General features: G+C 60.8%; 2 protein-coding genes (1 of these 2 running past the window's edge). Both read left to right on the top strand.

The annotated features are described in order from the left end of the window. On the top strand, positions 1-6,911 hold the 3' end of the coding sequence (locus tag RHP72_RS09360; RefSeq protein WP_311094598.1) for a non-ribosomal peptide synthase/polyketide synthase. The gene continues 21,832 nt to the left of window position 1, outside the view; 6,911 of the gene's 28,743 nt are visible here — the last part of the coding sequence; the start codon falls outside the window, past its left edge; its stop codon occupies positions 6,909-6,911. Between the two features lie 93 nt (positions 6,912-7,004). Continuing rightward, on the top strand, positions 7,005-20,825 hold the full coding sequence (locus tag RHP72_RS09365) for a non-ribosomal peptide synthetase (RefSeq protein ID WP_311094599.1): 13,821 nt from the start codon (positions 7,005-7,007) through the stop codon (positions 20,823-20,825). Positions 20,826-21,011: the final 186 nt, after the last annotated feature.

Below are 21,011 nucleotides of genomic sequence, written 5' to 3' on the forward strand. Positions count from 1 at the left end.
ACGATTCCACGAACTACCCGTTGACCCTGCTGATCGCACTCGACGAGCAGTTGCACTTGACGCTGCGGTACCTACCGGACTTCTTCGATGCCGACTACGCAACTGCGTTGCTGGACAGAGTTCTTCGACTGCTCTCCTCCGTAGCCACCGATCCTTCGGTGCGTGTTGGTGACGTTGATATTTTGGATTCTGTTGAGCGTTCGTTGGTGCTCGAGGGGTGGAATGACACGGCTCGTGAGGTTGCGGGTGTGTCGGTGTTGGACGGGTTCGATGCGCAGGTGGCGGCGTCTCCGGATGCGGTAGCGCTCTCGTTCGAGGGTGTGTCGTTGTCGTATGCGGAGTTCGATGCTCGGGTGAATCGTTTTGCCAGGTATTTGGTTTCGGTGGGTGTGGGGCCGGAGTCGTTGGTGGGTGTTGCGGTTCGTCGGTCGGTTGATTTGTTGGTTGCGGTTTACGGTGTGCTCAGGGCTGGTGGTGGGTATGTTCCGGTGGATCCGGATCAGCCTGCGGAGCGTAATGGGTATGTGTTGGCGGCGGCGTCGCCGGTGTGTGTGGTCAGTACTTCTGATGTTGGTTTCGATGCTGGTGTGGTGCCGGTGGTCGAGGTTGATGTTGTTGATGTGTCTGGTTTTTCGGATGCTCCTGTCTCGGATGTGGATCGGGTTGCGCCGTTGCGGTCGGGGAATACGGCGTATGTGATTTTCACGTCGGGGTCGACGGGTCGGCCGAAGGGGGTGGCGGTCAGTCATCGCAGTGTGGTCAATCAGGTGTCGTGGTTGGCGGAGCGTTATGCGGTGTCGGGTTCTGATGTGGTGTTGTTCAAGACTCCGGTGACGTTCGATGTGTCGGTGTGGGAGTTGTTTGTTCCGTTGGCGGTGGGTGCTCGGTTGGTGGTGGCTACTCATGACGGTCATCGGGATCCGGGGTATTTGGCGTCGGTGGTGGCGGCGGAGTCGGTGTCGATGGTCTCGTTTGTGCCGTCGATGTTGGAGGTGTTCGTCGATCAATTGGTCGACACGTCGGAGGCGACGATTTCGCGTCTCGGTGGTGGTGGGTTGGGTTCGTTGCGGGTGATTTTCGCGGCGGGTGAGGCGTTGCCGGCGTCGGTGGTGGGTCGGGTGTTGTCGGTGTTGCCGTCGGTTGAGGTTCATAATTTGTATGGTCCGACGGAGTTCACGGTGCATGCGACGGCGGCGGGTCCGCTCGATGGTGTGGGTGTGGTGGTGCCGATGGGTGCTCCGGTGTGGAATTCGTCGGTGTTGGTGTTGGATTCGCGGTTGCGTCCGGTGCCGGTGGGTGTTGCGGGTGAGTTGTATTTGTCGGGTGTGCAGGTCGCTCGTGGGTATTTCGGGCGGGTGGATTTGTCGGCGGAGCGGTTTGTGGCGAATCCGTTCGGTGGGGTGGGTTCGCGGATGTATCGCACGGGGGATGTGGTGCGGTGGATCGGTGTGTCGGGTGAGCTCGAGTATGTCGGGCGTAGTGATTTTCAGGTGAAGTTGCGTGGTCAGCGGATCGAGTTGGGGGAGATCGAGGCTGCGGTTCGGGATCAGGTGGGTGTGGGTTCTGTGGTGGTGGTGGTGTGGCGTGATCAGTTGGTTGCGTATGTCACTGCTGCGGTGGGGTCTTCGGTTGATGTTGATGTTGTGAAGGTGGGTGTGGGGGAGCGGTTGGCGTCGTATATGGTGCCGTCGCAGTTTGTGGTGTTGGATGCGTTGCCGTTGAATGCTTCGGGGAAGTTGGATCGGAAGTTGTTGCCGGAGCCGGTGTTCGAGGTTGCGGTGTTTAGGGCTCCGGTGACGGCGGTGGAGGAGATCGTTGCGTCGGTGTTTGCCGAGGTGTTGGGTGTTGATCGTGTGGGTCTCGATGACGATTTCTTCGAGCTCGGCGGCAACTCTCTCAACGCCACTCGCACGATCAAACGAATCGCCGATGCTCTCGACACCGAACTTTCGGTTCGAGTTCTGTTCGAAGCATCCACGGTGCAGGATCTCGCAGCGCACGCCGAAAGCCGGACCGGGTCGGGTGGGCGAGTCGCGCTGACCGCGGTCGAGCGGCCAGAGCGGATTCCGCTTTCGTTGGCGCAGCAGCGTATGTGGTTCCTCAACCGATTCGACGGGAGTGCAGCGGCATACAACATCCCGATGGCGCTGCGCCTTCAGGGCGATCTTGACGTCTCGGCGCTGAGCGCGGCGATTTCTGATGTGATCGGGCGGCACGAATCACTTCGAACCGTCTACCCGGAAATCGGAGACGGTCCGGTGCAGGTCGTCAAGCCCGTGTCGAGTTGGTCGGACGAAATCGTCGCAGAACCGACTGGCGTGGACGAACTCGAAGGTGAGTTGGTCGCGCTGGCGTCGACGCGCTTCGACGTCACACGCGAGATTCCGATTCGTATCCGGTTGTTCCAGTTGGCTTCCGACGAATACGTACTCGGTGTCGCGATTCATCATATTTCCGCCGACGGTTCCTCGATGGCACCGTTCGCTCGGGATGTCGTGACCGCATACGCCTCGCGGGTTGCCGGGTACACACCGTCCTGGGCTCCTCTCGACGTTCAGTACGCCGACTACAGCCTGTGGCAGCGAGAGGTGCTGGGCAGTGAGGAAGACGCGGGATCTATTGCTTCGCAGCAGATTGCGTACTGGAGCAATGCTCTTGCCGGGCTGCCTGATCAGCTTGCACTTCCCGCCGACCGGCCGCGCCCCGCGACGCAGTCCTTCCGCGGCGGTTACCTGCACTTCGATATCGATGCAGAGTTGCATGCTCGGTTGAGCGGTCTTGCCAGGGCAAATAATTCGACGCTGTTCATGCTCACGCACACTGCGTTCGCGATGTTGTTGGCTCGACTGTCCGGAACCGAGGACATCGCGGTGGGTACACCCATTGCAGGACGTGGTGAGCGGGCACTCGACGATCTCATCGGCATGTTCGTGAACACCTTGGTGTTCCGTACGCAGATCGACAGCGGCGCGCCGTTCCTCGACCTGCTCGGACGTGTCAGGGAGACCGACCTTCAAGCATTTGCACATTCGGACGTTCCTTTCGAGCGACTCGTGGAGGTGCTCAACCCACCGCGTTCGACCGCTCGTCATCCGCTCTATCAGGTCGGCTTCCTCTTCCAGAACATGGAAACCGGAGGGCTCGAGCTTCCGGGGCTCACCGTCAAGGGCGTCGATATCGACAACGGGGTCGCGCAGTTCGATCTTCAGTTGATCGTCAGTGATCGGTACGACGCGAACGGATCTGCAGCCGGCATCACGTCGATGTTCAGCTACGCGCATGATCTGTTCGACGAGTCGACCGTGCAGGACTTCGCCGATCGATTCGTGCGATTGCTCGCGGAGATCGCGTCCGATCCGTCGTTGACCGTCGGCGACTTCGCGCTGCTGGATTCGTCCGAGAGCGACCGGATCCTGAACCGCTGGAACGAGACCGATCACTCCGTCCCGGGAGTCACTCTGGTCGAACTGTTCGACGAGCAGGTCGGTTCGAACCCGGGTGCGGTGGCAGTGATCGCAGGGAACACGTCGCTGACCTACGCCGAGTTCGATGCACGTGTGAACCGTCTCGCACGCCATCTGATTGCAACCGGTGTCGGTCCGGAGTCGTTGGTCGCGTTGGCAATCGAGCGATCGGTCGAACTGCTGGTCGCCATGTACGCGGTGGTGAAGGCAGGTGGTGGATACGTACCGATCGATCCGAACCACCCGGCGGACCGCATCGAGTACGTGTTGACCATGGCAGATCCGGTCTGCGTCCTCACTGCCTCGACCACTGCGAAGAATCCGGCGTTCGGTGATTCCGTGATCGAGGTGGACACGATCGATCTCGCGTCCTACGCGGAAGCGACGGTTACCGATGCGGATCGGATTGCTCCACTGCGAGTGGGCAACACCGCCTACGTGATCTTCACGTCGGGATCGACGGGGCGACCGAAGGGCGTCGCGATCTCGCATCAGGCGGTGGTCAACCAGATTCTCTGGAAGCGCGATCAGTACAGCCTGGACCGATCCGATGCGATGGTGCTCAAGACCGCGGCAACGTTCGACCTCTCGGTCTGGGAGTTCTGGTCGGCACTGACTTCCGGTGCACGACTGGTGATTGCCGAACCCGAAGGTCACAAGGACCCGAGCTACCTGCTCGACCTGATGACCCGGGAGAAGATCACGACGCTCCACGTGGTGCCGTCGATGCTCGCGATGTTGCAGTCGGCATCGGAAAATGGCCTTCCGGAATCACTTCGTCAGGTGCTTGCGATCGGTGAAGCGTTGCCGGCCGCGACCGCGACCGAGTTCGCAGAACTCAGCGACGCGCAGTTGGTGAATCTGTACGGTCCGACCGAGGCCGCCGTCTCGGTGACAGCGCACGTCGTCGGTTCGGACGATACGACCTCGGTGCCGATCGGTGCCCCCGAATGGAACACGCAGGTGTTCGTGCTCGACACGCGTTTGCATCCGGTCCCCGTCGGAGTCACCGGGGAGCTTTACCTCGCCGGTGCCCAGCTTGCTCGCGGCTATCACGGTCGCGCGGATCTGACGTCGGAACGATTTGTGGCCAACGTCTTCGGTGACGCGGGTTCGCGGTTGTACCGCACGGGCGACCTCGTCCGGTGGACGGAGAACGGCGAACTCGACTACGTGGAGCGCGCCGACTTCCAGGTCAAGATCCGTGGCTACCGCATCGAACTCGGTGAGATCGAAGCGCTTCTTCGCAAGCAGGCCAGCGTGGACTCCGCTGTGGTGGTGGCCAAGTCGGATGCGCGTATCGGTGATCGACTTGTCGGCTACGTCGTTCCTCAAAGCGGGGAAAGCATCGATGTCGAAACCTTGAAGCGGACTCTTGTGGCTGAGTTGCCGAGTTACATGGTGCCGGCGGCATTGATGGTCTTGGACGAACTACCGCTCAACATCAACGGCAAGGTCGATCGCAAAGCCCTGCCCGACCCCGAATTCGAGGCGACCGAATTCCGTGCGCCGACCAACCCCGTCGAAGAGATCGTGGCGGGTGTGTTCGCTGACGTACTCGGTGTGGCGAGGGTCGGACTCGACGACGACTTCTTCGAGCTCGGCGGAAACTCTCTCGTCGCGACGCAGGTCGTGTCGAGGCTGGGTGAGGCGTTGGACGCGCAGATTCCGGTCCGCGTGATCTTCGAGGCGTCGACTGTCGGGGCATTGGCGTCGAGGGTTCTCGAACACGCGGGATCTGGTGGCCGCCCACCGTTGGTGGCTCAGGTGCGTCCGCACGAGATTCCGCTGTCGTTGGCGCAGCAACGTATGTGGGTGCTCAATCAGTTCGACAAGACCTCGGGTGCGTACAACATCCCCGTCGCGATCCGGCTGTCCGGCGCACTCGATGTCGACGCACTTCACTCAGCGGTGTCGGATCTGATCGAGCGTCACGAAGTGCTCCGGACGGTATACCCGGACCGGGGCAACGGACCGGTTCAGATGATCCTGCCTCGCTCCGCAGCGGCGGTGGGACTGGAAGTGATCGCAACCGACGAAGCGTCGGTCGCCGAGCAGGTGGCTGACACAGTTCGCGAGGGCTTCGATGTCACGACAGCCGTTCCGTTGCGAATCCGTCTCTTCGAGGTCGACGAATCCGAGCGGGTCCTCGTCGTTGTCATTCACCACATCAGCGGTGACGGCTTCTCGATGGCTCCGTTGATCAGAGACACCATGGTTGCGTACACCGCACGTACCGGCGGGGAGACCCCGGAGTGGGCTCCGCTCGAGGTGCAGTACGCCGACTACACGCTGTGGCAGCGTGATGTCCTCGGATCGCCGGAGGACGCGGACAGTCAGCTGGGCCGTCAACTCGCGTACTGGGTGAACGAGCTCAAGGGCACTCCGGAGCTTCTGGAACTGCCGACCGACCGGCCGCGGCCGGCGCGGGCCAGCATGCGCGGTGCGGAATTCGAGTTTGCCGTCGATTCCGAGACCACGGACCGGCTCGCGACGATCGCACGGGAGCAGAACTCGACAGTCTTCATGGTGGTTCACACTGCCCTGGCCGTGCTGTTGGCGAAGATGAGTGGATCGAACGACATCGCAATCGGTACGCCGATCGCGGGTCGAGGTGAGCGGGCGCTCGACGATCTTGTCGGGATGTTCGTCAACACGTTGGTCTTGCGAACGGAGATCGCGCCTGCTTCGACGTTCGTCGACGTTCTGGCACACGTGAAGGACAAGGACTTGTCGGCATTCGCCAATGCCGACGTACCGTTCGAGCGGTTGGTCGACGAACTGGGGCGAGAGCGCTCTCACGCATACTCGCCGCTCTTCCAGGTCATGCTCACCTTCCAGAACATGGCTCTCGGTACGTTCCAGCTCCCGGGCCTCGAGCTCTCTGCGGTCGACAACGGTTTCGACCAGGCGATGTTCGATCTGCAGCTCACCGGTATCGAGCAATTCGACGATGCCGGGGTGCTGTCCGGGCTGAGGATGCGTTTCACCTATGCGACCGACCTGTTCGACGAATCGACCATCGCGCTTTTTGCGGCGCGATTCGGGCGGGTGCTCGAAGAACTGGTGACCGATCCCGGGGTCGTGATTCGCACGATCGACATCGCGACCGAGCAGGAACGCGAGGAAGCGAGCGCTGCCGAGCCGAAGTCCGCGGCGGACCTACCCGAACTGGCAGCCGCAGCGGCGGCCGCCGATCCTGAGGCAATTGCGTTCACCCACGGTGATCAGGCTGTCACCTTCGGTGAGTTGTCGACCAAGCTCGTTGCCATGCGTACCGCCATGGGGGCTGCTCTCGCCCCCGATGCTCTGGTTTCTGTGTCGCTCGCCGGACTTGTTCCGGGCATCCTGCCGGCACTTGGCGTCGACGGTCTCGCCACACTTGTGAGCTCGGTGATAGCTGACGCACAGTCGGTGTCAGCGGGCCGTGGGGGTACGGCCGGGTAACATTCAGTATTTGCCCAGTGAACGCCTCCGGCCGAGCAGAACGCTGTGCTCGACCGGGGCGCACTTCACGAAAGTCAGTTGGAGGAAGTGTAGATGTCCGTCGGTATTCCGGGACCGCAGTCGCTGACGATCGAAGATCTGCCGAAGTTGGTGGCTGCAGTTGCGGCGGTAGATCCTGATCGTGTGGCTCTGAGCCACGGTGGAACCGAAATCAGCTACGGACGACTCAATGACGAGTTGGTCACTCTCGACACCGCGATGGGTGGGGCATTGGGGGCGGATGCCCTGGTTCCTGTTGTCGTTTCCACGGTGCTGCCAGAGCTGATCGGCAGCGAGGCCGACGGTCTCGGCGCGGTGGTCGACCGTCTCATCACCGACGGCACTTCGATCGTGGAGGTCGCGTCGGAGTCCGATGCACACGTGACCCTCGCAGGACTCTTCGACGAGCAGGTCGAGCGGACGCCGGATGCGCTCGCGCTGGATTACGCCGGAACGCAGCTCACTTACGCGCAGTTCGACGCGCGGGCGAACCGCCTGGCCCGTGAACTCGTCGCGGCAGGTGTCGGACCGGACAGCCTCGTCGGTCTCGCGATGCGTCGATCGATCGATCTCCTCGTCTCGATGTACGCGATCGTCAAGGCCGGCGGCGCGTACGTTCCACTCGACCCGGATCATCCTGCCGACCGTCTCGCTTACGTACTCGAGATCGCGAAGCCCACGGCTGTGCTCACACGAACGTCCGATGCCGTGGTGCTGCCGCACGGTACGCCCACGCTCGACGTCGACACCCTCGACTTGTCGGGTCGTGCCGAGACAACTGTCACCGACGCCGACCGGTTGGCGCCGCTGCGCGCGGACAACACTGCGTATGTCATCTTCACGTCCGGATCGACCGGACGCCCCAAAGGCGTTGCAGTCTCTCACCGTGCCATCGTCGCGAACCTGCAATGGCGTCAGACCGAGTACGGATTCACTGCCGACGACGTGATCTTGCAGAAGACACCCTTCACTTTCGATGTGTCCGTGTGGGAGTTCTTCTGGCCACTGCAGGTCGGTGCATCGCTGGTGATCGCGGAACCCGACGGACATCGTGATCCGGTGTACGTGGCTCGCACGATGATCGAGCGCGGAGTGACGGCGGTGCACTTCGTGCCGTCGATGCTCGCCGTGTTCGTCGCGGAACCCCTTGTTGCGCAGGTCAAAACCCTTCGCTACGTGTTCGCTTCCGGTGAGGCGTTGCCGGCTCGAACGGCGGCACGTCTGCGCGAGGTCAGCAGCGCTGGACTCCACAACCTGTACGGCCCGACCGAAGCCGCCGTCGACGTGACTTATTACGAAACCGGCGAGCAGGATCAGGTGTCGGTGCCGATCGGTGCAGCAGTTGCGGACACCGAGCTCCTGGTGCTCGACGATGCGCTGCGGCCCTCGCCGTCGGGTGTAGCAGGAGAGCTCTATCTTGCCGGGATTCAGCTGGCCAGGGGATACGTGTCGCGTCCCGATCTCACGGCAGACCGCTTCGTGGCGCGGCCCGGCGCTACTGACGGATCCCGGATGTACCGAACCGGAGACCTGGTGCGCTGGCGCGGTGCCGGAGCGAACCGTCAGCTCGAATACATCGGTCGCACCGACTTTCAGGTCAAGCTCCGCGGTCTGCGCATCGAGCTCGGTGAGATCGAGGCGGCACTGCTCGATTGCGAAGGTGTTTCCCAAGCCGTGGTGATCGTCCATTCGGACGAAACGATCGGTGACAACTTGGTGGCCTACATCGTCGCCGAGGGTATCGATTCTGAGAATCTGACGTCGTCGCTTGGCGAACGGCTACCCGACTACATGATCCCTGCCATGTTCGTCGAACTGGACGAGTTTCCGCTCAACGCCAGCGGCAAACTGGATCGAAAGGCTTTGCCCACACCCGAATTCGCGTCGAAGACGGTTGAGTATCGCGAGCCCGCGACACCCACCGAAGCCGGTGTGGTCGCGATCTTTGCCGATCTACTCGGGCAGGATCGGGTAGGGGCAGATGACGGCTTCTTCGAACTGGGCGGCAACTCGTTGCTCGCCACTCGCGTGGTTGCGCGGATCAATGCCGAACACGGCATCGCCATCGACATGCGCAACTTCTTCGACGCACCCACCGCCGCAGAACTTGCCGTCTTCATCGACGAAGCGAAAATCTCAGAAGACCGCAAGGCTCACGTTCCCCTGATCCCTCGCGAGCGCCCCGAGTTGGTTCCGCTGTCTTTGGCACAGCAGCGCATGTGGTTCCTCAATCGATTCGAACCAGAATCGGCAGTCGACCATATTCCGGTCGCGCTGCGGCTCAGCGGAGCGCTCGATGTCGATGCGTTGCAAGGCGCACTCGAGGATTTGATCGAGCGGCACGAGATCCTTCGGACTGTGTACCCGGAGGTCGACGGCGTCGGATATCAGCGCCTGGTCGACATTGCAGCCGTGGTACCGAACCTGACTCCCATACGGGTGGACGAGTCGGCGATCGTCGAGCGCGTGACCGACTTCGTGACTCCGGGATTCGACGTGACCACCGAGGTTCCGATTCGGGCGGCACTCTTCCAATTCGCCGCCGACGAATTCGTCCTCGTGTTCGTCGTCCATCACATCAGCGGTGACGGGTTCTCCATGGGACCGTTGACCAAGGACATCGTTTCGTCTTATGTGTCTCGGACACAGGGAATTTCGCACGATCTTGCTCCGCTGCCCGTACAGTTCGCCGACTTTGCACTGTGGCAGCGCGAGGTTCTCGGCAGTGAGGACGACCCGGATTCTCTGATCACTCGCCAGGTCGACTACTGGCGCCACGCATTGGCCGGTATTCCCGATCAGCTCGATCTTCCGTCGGACCGCCCGCGCCCGCGCGTCGCGTCGAACCGGGGAGCCGGGCACACATTCACGATCGAGCCTGACCTTCACCAGGCTCTCAATCGAATTGCACTGGACAACAATGCATCACTGTTCATGGTGTTGCACAGTGCCGTGGCGATTCTGCTGGCGCGGTTGTCGGGGACTTCGGACATCGTGATCGGCACTCCGGTCGCCGGTCGAGGCGATCAAGCTCTCGACGACCTGATCGGAATGTTCGTCAACACACTCGTCCTCCGCACGGAGGTTGATCTCGAAGCTTCGGCACGGGACATGATTTCGCGGGCGCGCGAATCCGACCTCAGCGGCTTCGGGCACGCCGATGTGCCATTCGAACGACTGGTGGAGGTACTCAACCCCGCCCGGTCTCAGGCACGGAACCCGTTGTTCCAGGTGATGCTCTCGCTGCAGAACTTGGGACAGAGCATGCAGCAAAGTCTGGAGGTTCCGGGACTGCGCATTTCCGGACTGGACGTAGAGTCGTCGGCCGCGAAGTTCGACCTCCAATTCACTGTGTGGGAATCTGATACCGCGGACAAGGTCGGTGGTTTGACCGTCGCACTGGTCTATGCGACCGACCTGTTCGACGAGTCGTCTGCCAAATCAATCGGAAAGCGGTTGATTTCAGTTCTCGAAGCAATGGTTGCCGATCCCTCGGTTCGGGTTGGTGATGTGGATATGTTCGATTCGGGTGAGCGATCTTTGGTGCTCGAGTCGTGGAATGGCACTGCGCATGAGGTTGCGGATGTGTCGTTGGTGGACGTGTTCGATGCGCAGGTGGCGGCGTCTCCGGATGCGGTAGCGCTCTCGTTCGAGGGTGTTTCGCTGTCATATGCGGAGTTCGATGCTCGGGTGAATCGTCTTGCCCGGTACCTGATTTCGGTGGGTGTGGGACCGGAGTCGTTGGTGGGTGTTGCGGTACGTCGGTCGGTTGATTTGTTGGTTGCGGTTTACGGCGTGCTCAAGGCTGGTGGTGGGTATGTTCCGGTAGATCCGGATCAGCCTGCGGAGCGTAATGCGTACGTGTTGGAGTCGGCGTCGCCGGTATGCGTGATCAGTACCTCTGACGTTGGATTCGATGCCGGTGTGGTACCGGTGGTCGAGGTTGATGTTGTTGATGTGTCTGGTTTTTCGGATAACCCTGTTTCGGATATCGATCGGGTCTCGCCTTTGCGGTCGGGGAATGCGGCGTATGTGATTTTCACGTCGGGGTCGACGGGGCGTCCGAAGGGTGTGTCGGTTTCGCATGCGGCGATTGTGAATCGGTTGGCGTGGATGCAGGACGAGTACGGGTTGGATTCGTCGGATGTGGTGTTGCAGAAGACGCCGTTCACGTTCGATGTGTCGGTGTGGGAGCTTTTCTGGCCGTTGCAGGTTGGTGCTCGGTTGGTGGTGGCTGTGCCGGATGGGCATCGTGACCCGCGGTATTTGACGTCGGTCATTGTGGGGGAGGGCGTGACGACGGTGCATTTCGTGCCGTCGATGCTCGAGGTTTTCGTGACGGATTCGTCTGTGGCTGCGTGTGTTTCGCTGACTCGGGTGTTCGCGTCAGGTGAGGCGTTGCCGGCGAGTGTTGTTGCCGATGTGTGGGCTGTGTTGCCGGGTGTCGGGGTGCACAATTTGTATGGTCCGACCGAGGCGGCGGTGGATGTGACGTTCCACGAGGTGGTGCCGGCGGATGTTCTGGGGGTGCCGATCGGTGCTCCGGTATGGAATACGCAGGTGTTTGTTCTGGACTCTCGATTGAGTCCGGTGCCGGTAGGTGTTGCGGGTGAGCTGTATCTGGCGGGTGTTCAGCTGGCTCGTGGGTATGTGGGTCGGCCGGATTTGTCGTCGGATCGATTTGTGGCGAATCCGTTCTCGGGTGATGGTGGGCGGATGTATCGCTCCGGTGATGTGGTGCGGTGGACTGCGTCGGGCGAGTTGGAGTACATCGGGCGTAGTGACTTTCAGGTGAAGTTGCACGGTTTGCGGATCGAGCTCGGTGAGATCGAGTCGGTGATTCGTGAGCACGAGTCGGTGTCGTCGGTAGTTGTGGTTGTGCGTGAGGATGTGTTGGTTGCGTACGTTACGGCCGCTGGTGGTGTGGTGGACGTTGACGAGTTGAAGAGAGTTGTTGCGGGTCGTCTGCCGGGTTACATGGTGCCGGCGGTGGTGATGGTGCTGGAAGAGTTGCCGTTGGGTGTGTCGGGGAAGTTGGATCGGAAGCTTCTTCCGGATCCGGTGTTCGTGGCGCGCGAGTTTCGGGCACCGTCAAGTGTCGCCGAAATCGCTGTGGCCGGCGTCTTCGGAGATGTTCTCCGGTTGGAACAGATCGGTCTGGATGACGACTTCTTCGAGCTCGGCGGAAACTCTTTGGTCGCAACGCAGTTGGTGGCTCGCGTAGGTCAAGCGCTCGACACTCAGGTTCCGGTGAGGGTGTTGTTCGATGCTTCGACTGTCGAAGGTTTGGCAGCGCAGGTTGAGTTGATCGCAGGGGCAGGAGGGAGGACCGCGCTCGTGGCCCGCCCACGGCCGGCGTTGATCCCACTCTCACTAGCTCAGCAGCGAATGTGGTTCCTCAGCCGCTTCGATCCTGATTCTGCCGTCAACAACATTCCAATCGCATTGAATATCAAAGGCGTCCTGAATGTTTCGGCGCTGAGACATGCGATTTCTGATGTAATCGAACGCCACGAGTCGCTCCGGACCGTCTATCCGGAGCAAGGTGGACAAGGACACCAGGTAGTCCTCCCGTCGTCCGAGGTGCCGGTTGAACTGACACCGAAGGTCATCGACGCCTCGCATATTCACAACGAACTTCTGAGTTTCGCGCTCCAGGGTTTCGACGTGACGTCAACCGTTCCGGTTCGAGTCGGGTTGTTCGAACTTGCAGGGGATTCGTACGTTCTGGCCTTCGTTGTGCACCACATCGCAGCGGACGGCTTCTCGATGCGCCCGTTGACTCGGGATGTCATGGTTGCCTACACCGCTCGGGTTTCGAACGGCGTTCCGAATTGGACTCCGCTCGAGGTGCAGTACGCCGATTATGCACTCTGGCAGCGGGAGGTCCTCGGCGACGAGGACGACCCGGATTCGTTGATCTCGGCTCAGCTGGACCACTGGCGCTCCGTCCTCCGTGATTCTCCGGAAGTGCTTGCGTTACCGGCTGACCGATCCCGCCCGGTCGTCGCCTCGAATCGTGGCGCTACGTATCGCTTCTCCGTCAGCGAAGAGATTCGGTCGAGCTTGGACTCACTCGCACGCGAGCGGAACGCATCGCTGTTCATGGTGGTGCATTCGGCCCTCGCCGTGCTTCTCGCAAGGTTGTCCGGTACCAGTGACATCGTGATCGGTACTCCGGTTGCAGGGCGAGGCGAAAAGGCGCTCGACGATGTGATCGGTATGTTCGTGAATACACTGGTCCTGCGGACTCCTGTTGACCTCGCCAGTTCGTTCAGTGCGCTCGTCTCGGCAACGCGGAGGACAGACCTTCAGGCGCTCGGCAACGGCGATGTTCCGTTCGAGCGGCTGGTCGAGGTGCTCGATCCCACCCGATCGCAGGCACATCACCCGCTGTTCCAGGTCGCGTTGTTCTTCCAGAACATGTCGCAGGATGCTTTGGAGCTTTCGGGATTGGAGGTCTCAGGCGTCGAGTTCGATGCCGGTATCGCGAAATTCGATCTTCAACTTACTCTCGCTCCCCGCGTCGAAGATGCGCTCGAAGACGGCATGTTCGCCGAGTTCGCATACGCCACAGATCTGTTCGACGAGTCGACGATTCGTGGATTCGCCGATCGGTTCACCAGGATCCTCGAACAGGTGGTCGTGGATCCGTCGATCACCGTGGGTGACATCGAGCTGTTGGACGAGGCCGAGCGCGAGTCGCTGTTGATTGCGCGCAACTCCACCGCACATGACGTCGGGAACAGTGAGACATTGGCTTCGCTGTTCGACACTCGCGTTGCGTTGGCACCCGATGCTGTTGCCGTGGTGTTCGACGGCCAGTCGCTGACCTATGGCGAGTTGTCGGAACGTGTGAACAAATTGGCACGCAAGCTGATCGAAGATGGTGTCGGGCCCGAATCGTTGGTGGCCTTGGCGATGCGTCGATCGCTCGATCTCGTAGTGGGTATGTACGCGGTGATCGCCGCGGGCGGAGCCTACGTGCCCTTGGATCCCGATCACCCCGCCGAGCGAATCGGGCACATCCTCACGACGGCCGATCCAGTCTGTGTGCTGTCGACGACGAGGGACGCTTTCGTAGCGCCGAACGGCGCCGACGTGCTGTTGATCGACGCTGCTGATTTCTCGAGCTATTCGCCTTCGGTCGTTTCCGATGCTGATCGTCGAGGTCGTCTGCATGATGTGAACGCCGCCTACGTGATCTTCACCTCGGGTTCCACGGGCAAGCCCAAAGGCGTTGCGGTGTCGCATCACGCCATCGTGAACCAGGTCCTGTGGATGCAGGATCAGTACTCCATCGGCACAGAAGACGTCTATCTGCAAAAGACTGCAACGACGTTCGACGTCTCGTTGTGGGGATACCTCACCGCGCTTCTGTCCGGTACGAGTGTGGTGCTGGCATCTCACGACGGACATCGAGATCCCGCGTATCTGGCTGGTCTGATCGAAGATCATCGGGTGACGCTGACGGACTTCGTTCCGTCGATGTTGACCGTCTTCGCGGCTTCTGTTCCAGAGCGCGCATTGGTGTCGCTGAGGGACGTCTTCGTGATCGGTGAGGCGTTGCCGGTCGAGACGGTACGTGCATTCGCTCAGGTGTCGTCTGCAAGCTTGCACAATGTGTACGGCCCAACCGAGGCTGCGGTCTCGATCACCTACTACGAGGTCGATGGATCGGAGTCGACAGGGATTCCGATCGGGGTGCCCGAGTGGAACTCGCAGGTCTACGTGTTGGACAGTCGGTTGCAGCCGGTGCCGGTAGGCGTTGCAGGTGAGCTGTATCTGGCCGGTGATCAACTGGCGCGCGGTTACGTCGCGCGACCCGATCTCACCAGTGATCGTTTTATCGCGAACCCATTTGCGAAGGTGAGCGACACGAACGGTGAAATCAATCCCGGTGGCAGTCGGATGTATCGCACCGGGGACCTTGTGTGGTGGAACACCGCAGGCGAACTCGAGTATGTCGGGCGTACCGATTTTCAGGTCAAATTCCGTGGTCAGAGGATCGAACTCGGTGAGATCGAGTCAGCTCTGTTGGCGCACCCTACGGTGGCTCAGTGCGTGGTCGCAGTGGTGCACACGGACACCGGCGACCAGCTCGCTGCGTACGTCGTCGCATCACCGAGTTCGGTCATCGACGTGGCCGTTTTGCGGGCATCGCTTCCGAAAGTTCTGCCGGCGTACATGATTCCGACGGCAATCGTTGTGCTGGAAGAATTGCCGCTCAACTCTTCGGGAAAGCTCGACCGGAAGTTGTTGCCTGAGCCGAAGTTCGAGGTCGCGGTGTTCCGAGCTCCGGCGACCCCTGTGCAGGAGATCGTGGCGTCGGTATTCGGCGAGGTCTTAGGTGTTCCGAGGGTGGGCCTCGATGATGATTTCTTTGCCCTGGGTGGGAATTCTCTGATCGCCACGCAGGTAGCGGCGCGGTTGGGTGAGGCTCTGGATTCGAGGGTGGCGGTTCGGCTGTTGTTCGAGGCGTCGTCGGTCGAGTCGTTGGCAGCGCGGGTGGAGTCAGAAGTCGGCTCAGGTGACCGGGTGGCTTTGGTTGCTCAGGTCCGGCCGGAGCGAGTTCCGTTGTCGTTGGCGCAACAGCGAATGTGGTTCCTGAACCGTTTCGAACCTGGATCTGCAGTGAACAACCTCCCCCTGGCCATTCGATTGACGGGCAGCTTGAATGTTGCTGCCCTGCAAGTTGCTGTCGCTGATCTTGTTGCACGGCACGAAATTCTGCGGACCGTGTATCCGGAATTCGATGGCGAGGGATACCAGCAAGTTCTTTCTGCAACCGAGTCTGTGTCGCTTGCGGTTCCAGTTGAAATCGCCACGGACGACGTCGTGAAGGTTGTGACCGAGTTCGTATCGGTGGGTTTCGATGTCACCAGTGAGGTGCCCGTCCGCGCACGACTGTTTCGCGTAGATGATCACGAGCACGTACTTGTTTTCGTGATTCATCATATTGCGGGCGACGGATTCTCCTTCGGGCCGCTGTCGCGCGACGTGATGGCCGCGTACGCAGCGAGGCTGTCGGACGACGCCCCGAATTGGGAACCCTTGGCAGTGCAGTATGCCGACTACTCTCTGTGGCAGCGACAGGTATTGGGTGCAGCGGACGACCCCTCCAGCGTCCTGTCACGGCAGTTGCACTACTGGACGCAGACGTTGGCCGGCGCTCCTGATGTTCTCGATCTGCCTGCAGACCGAGTTCGGCCGAAGGTTGCATCGAATCGGGGAGCCGACTTCGCATTCCGGATCGACCGACGGATCAACGAAGCCATGAATGTGATTGCCCGGGAACATCGGGCGTCGTTGTTCATGGTGGCGCACGCGGCACTGGCAGTTCTCTGCGCGAGACTATCGGGGACATCGGACATTGCGATTGGTACACCCGTTGCGGGGCGTGGTGATCGAGCACTTGACGACATGATCGGAATGTTCGTCAATACCCTGGTGCTTCGCGCAGATGTTCCTTCGGACGACTCGTTTGAAGCGCTACTGGATCGAGTCCGCACGGCAGATCTGGGCGCATTTGCGCACAGTGACATACCGTTCGAGCAGCTGGTAGACGTACTCGACCCGGAGCGTTCGCAGGCGCGACATCCACTTGTGCAGGTTGTTCTGACGTTCCAGAACATGGCCCCGAGGGTCTTCGAGTTGCCTGGGCTGTCAGTTTCGGGCGTGGACCCGGACACGGAGTTCGCGAAGTTCGACTTGCAGTTGACGTTGGCTGAGCAGTTCGACGAATCCGGAGCCGCTGCTGGATTGGCAGCGAAGTTCACTTATGCGACAGATCTTTTCGACGAATCGACCGTGGCGTCTATGGCATCGCGCCTCGTTCGAGTGCTCGAGGCCGTGGCTGACAATTCGGGTGTTGTGGTTGGCGACATCGAATTGCTGGCGCCCTCCGAGCGTGCGGATGTGTTGGGCGAGTGGGCCGTTCCAGGTGTCAACGTGAACGCGGATGCGACTCTCGCGGCGATGTTCGAATCGCAGGTTCGCGATACGCCAGATGCGATTGCCGTGGTTTTCGAGGGTCGGCGCCTCACATACAGTGAGCTGGATTCCTTGGCGAACCGGCTGGCGCGCAAGCTCGTTGAGTTTGGCGTTGGTCCGGAATCGCTGGTGGCCGTCTTGTTGCCGCGTTCGGTCGAGTTGGTGGTTGCACTCCTGGCAGTGGTCAAAGCTGGAGGCGGATACCTACCGGTGGATCCGTCGTATCCGGCGGAGCGTATTGCGTACACGCTCGCTGATGCGCGGCCTTTGGTTGTGCTCGGATCGGCAGATGTCGCGATCGATATCGAGGTGCCGGTTTTGGACGTCACCAGCGAAGATCTGTCCAGCTACGACGCGGCCGCTCTCACCGACGCAGACCGTTGCGGACGACTGCGCGCCGATGACGTTGCATACGTGATTTACACATCCGGTTCGACCGGTCGTCCGAAGGGCGTCGCGGTTACCCACCGAAATGTCGTGGAGTTGTTCGCGAACTCTCAACCGAATTTCGAATTCGACTCGTCAGATGTGTGGACGCTGTTCCACAGCTACGCATTCGACTTCTCTGTGTGGGAGTTGTGGGGCCCGTTGTTGTACGGCGGTACCGTTGTGGTCGTCGACTATTTGACCTCGCGATCTCCGGAGCAGTTCCGCGAGTTGGTTGTTCGCGAGAAGGTAACCGTGCTCAACCAGACTCCGTCTGCGTTCTATCAATTTGCCGAAGCTGATCGTGCCGTCGGTGATTCTGCGGGCTCACTGTCCTTGAAGCATGTGATTTTCGGTGGCGAAGCGCTGGATCTGTCTCAACTGACGCGCTGGTACGACCGGCACGGCGATTCGTCGCCCCGATTGGTGAACATGTACGGCATCACCGAGACGACGGTTCACGTCTCCTTCCTGGGCTTGGATGCGGAGATGGTCCGTGGAGCGTCAGCCTCCGTGATCGGCCGTGGGTTGGGTGGGTTCTCGGTGTTCGTGCTCGACGACAGATTGCGCCCTGTCCCTGTCGGAGTGCGCGGTGAGATGTACGTTGCCGGGGCGCAACTCTCACGTGGTTACGTGGGGCAGCCCGGATTGACGGCAGGACGTTTCGTGGCCAATCCTTTTGCCCGTAACGGTTCTGGTGGGCTTATGTACCGGACTGGAGATGTCGCGCGTTGGAACGTGGACGGAATGCTCGAATATGCCGGACGCAGCGACTCACAGGTCCAACTGCGTGGTTTCCGTATCGAGATCGGTGAGATCGAGGCGGCCCTTCTTCGTGTAGAAGGTGTTGCCCACGCCGTGGCGATGGTCCGTGCGGACGATGCGCTCGGTGAGCGGTTGGTGGGATACGTTGTGCCCGCGGCCGGCTCGGAGCTCGAGGTGTCCGATGTTCTGGCTTCCGTGTCGCAGTTCCTGACCGGATACATGGTTCCGGATTCGCTGGTTGTGCTCGACGAACTTCCATTGACCGTGAACGGGAAGCTGGACCGAAAGGCGCTGCCTGATCCGATCGTTCAATTGCGTGGGTTCCGGGCGCCGGCTACCCCAGTCGAAACTGTCGTAGCGGCAGTGTTCGCGGATGTGCTAGGTGTGGAACGAGTCGGCCTCGATGACGATTTCTTTGCCCTCGGGGGCAATTCGCTGGTAGCCACCAGATTGGCTGCCAGGTTGGGGCAAGCGCTGAATACGCAGGTGGCCGTGCGGATCTTGTTCGAGAACTCGACTGTCGCGAGTCTGGCGCGATCGGTTTCGGCGCTGGCCGGATCCGGAGCGCGGAAGGTGTTGGAGGCCCGCGACCGTCCGGAGCGCATCCCGCTGTCGCTGGCTCAACAGCGTATGTGGTTGGTCAACCAGATGGATTCGGCATCGCCGGCGTACAACATCCCGTTGGCGCTGCGATTGAGTGGTGAGTTGGATGTGGAGGCGCTCCGGGCGTCGCTTCGAGATGTTCTGGTGCGGCACGAATCTCTTCGCACCAAGTACCCGAGTGATGTGGATGGTCCGACACAGGTGATCGTCACTGTCGACGACATCGCGCCGGCTCTCGAAGTCGTCCAGCTCGAAGATGGCGGAGCAGCGTATGAACGAGTGGCGCAGTTCGTGTCGCGCGGTTTCGACGTCGCTCGGGAGATCCCAGTCCGAGCTGAGTTGCTGCAGCTCGCGCCCGGTGATTTCGTCTTCGTGCTCGTCGCGCATCACATCGCTGCAGATGGCGAATCCATGGCACCGCTTGCGAGAGACATGATGGTTGCGTACGAGTCGCGTTCACGAGGTGCCGCTCCGACGTGGGCCCCCTTGCCTGTGCAGTACGCGGACTTCGCTTTGTGGCAGCGTGAGGTGGTCGGTTCGATCGACCAGGTTGGCTCTCCGGCCGCGAAGCAACTGGGGTTCTGGCACCGAAACTTGAGTGGACTCAACGTGATCGGCGGACTACGGGCTGACAGACAGCGCCCGGAGCACATGTCGACCAAGGCGGGCGTTGCGGAGTTCACCGTCGATGCTGCGACTTCGGCCCGTCTCAACGAGATCGCTCGCGAACACAACGCGACGCTGTTCATGGTGGCGCACGCAGCCCTCGGTGTCCTGATCACGAGGATGGGTGGCAGTCGAGATTTTGCGATCGGCACCGTTGTGGCAGGTCGGGGCGAAAAGCATCTCGACGACGTCGTCGGCATGTTCGTCAACACTCTGACTCTTCGAACCGCGCCCGATCTCGATGCAGGCTTCGGTGAGCTTGTTTCGTTGGTGCGCGACACTGATCTCGAAGCGTTCGCGAACGGAGACGTGCCGTTCGAGGAGGTCACCGGTGCGCTGGGTGTTTCAGCGAACGACCTGTTCCAGATTGCACTGTCGGTCGAACCGATGGCCGGAGCCGAATTCAGCCTGGGCGGGTTGACGATCACTGCCGTCGAGGGCGTCGAAGCAACAGCGAAATTCGACCTGCAACTGACACTCACAACGGATCCTCAAACACAGGGGATGGTCGGGCACTTGGTCTACGCTGCGGATTTGTTCGATCAGCACACGGTCGACGGGTATGCCCAGCGCTTTGTCCGCGTCATCGAGCAGGTGGTCGCAGATCCGTCGCGCCCTATCGGCGACGTTGAACTGCTCAGTGGCGCTGAGCGTGCCGAGCTACTGGTCTCGGTCAGTGCATCTGATTCCACGGCATTGCGCGGATCGAATCAATTGGTCCCACAGCGTCTGGCAGCTGCAGTCGAGGACGATCCGGAGGCCGTCGCCGTTGTGGTCGACGGAGTGGACTTCACGTATCAAGACGTCGATGCCCGCTCGTCCCGTCTGGCTCGCCATTTGATCAATTGTGGACTTGGACCTGGTGACCGGGTCAGCATCAGCGGGCTCACGGGTTTGGATCTGGTCGTGGCGGTATGGGCTGTATTCAAATCGGGTGCTGGAGTCGCGACGGGAGCAAGGGATGACAACCCAGTCGACCTGCGAAACACAGAGGTAGCCGCGGAAGTTGCCTCGCAGTCAGCGCGACCCGTTGGGTACTCGGATCGAGTTCGTCTCTTGACACCCGAATCACCCGCACTCGTTGTAGATGACACGAGTCGGAGTGACGTGAATCATGGAGAGTTCGCTGACAGCCTGCGTGCGATGGCGAACGAGCATGACGTCGACTACGACGCAAGACTGATGTACATAGGTCCTGACGATGACGAAACCTCTATTCGGACGATATTGCTTGCGGGGTCAGTTGGGGCGGCAGTTGTCATGACCAGTGAAGAGGTCCGGGTGCCGAATCTGCATGGCGTCTTGGAGGAGGACTGGATTACCCATGTCATCGCTCCGCCGGAGCTTGCCGCGGAAGTCGACGCAGAAGCTCTTCCGGACCTGAAGCTGACGTGCAGCCCGGGAAAATGGTCCTTGAACTGAGCGCGAACCCATTTTGAACCGGACCGGTTGGGATTTACCTACGGTCCGATGTGGTTCCTACCCCTATAGCTGTAACAATGGTTCGGTGTGTCCGATCAACTACAGGGACGTCCGGAGCGGGTAATCCCTGGTCACGGCCGGAGCCTTGGACAGATCAGCCGCTTGAACAGCGATCGAAACTGCAGT

The sequence above is a fragment of the Rhodococcus sp. SG20037 genome, assembly GCF_031763325.1.
In the GTDB taxonomy this organism is placed as follows: Bacteria; Actinomycetota; Actinomycetes; order Mycobacteriales; family Mycobacteriaceae; genus Rhodococcus_F; species Rhodococcus_F qingshengii.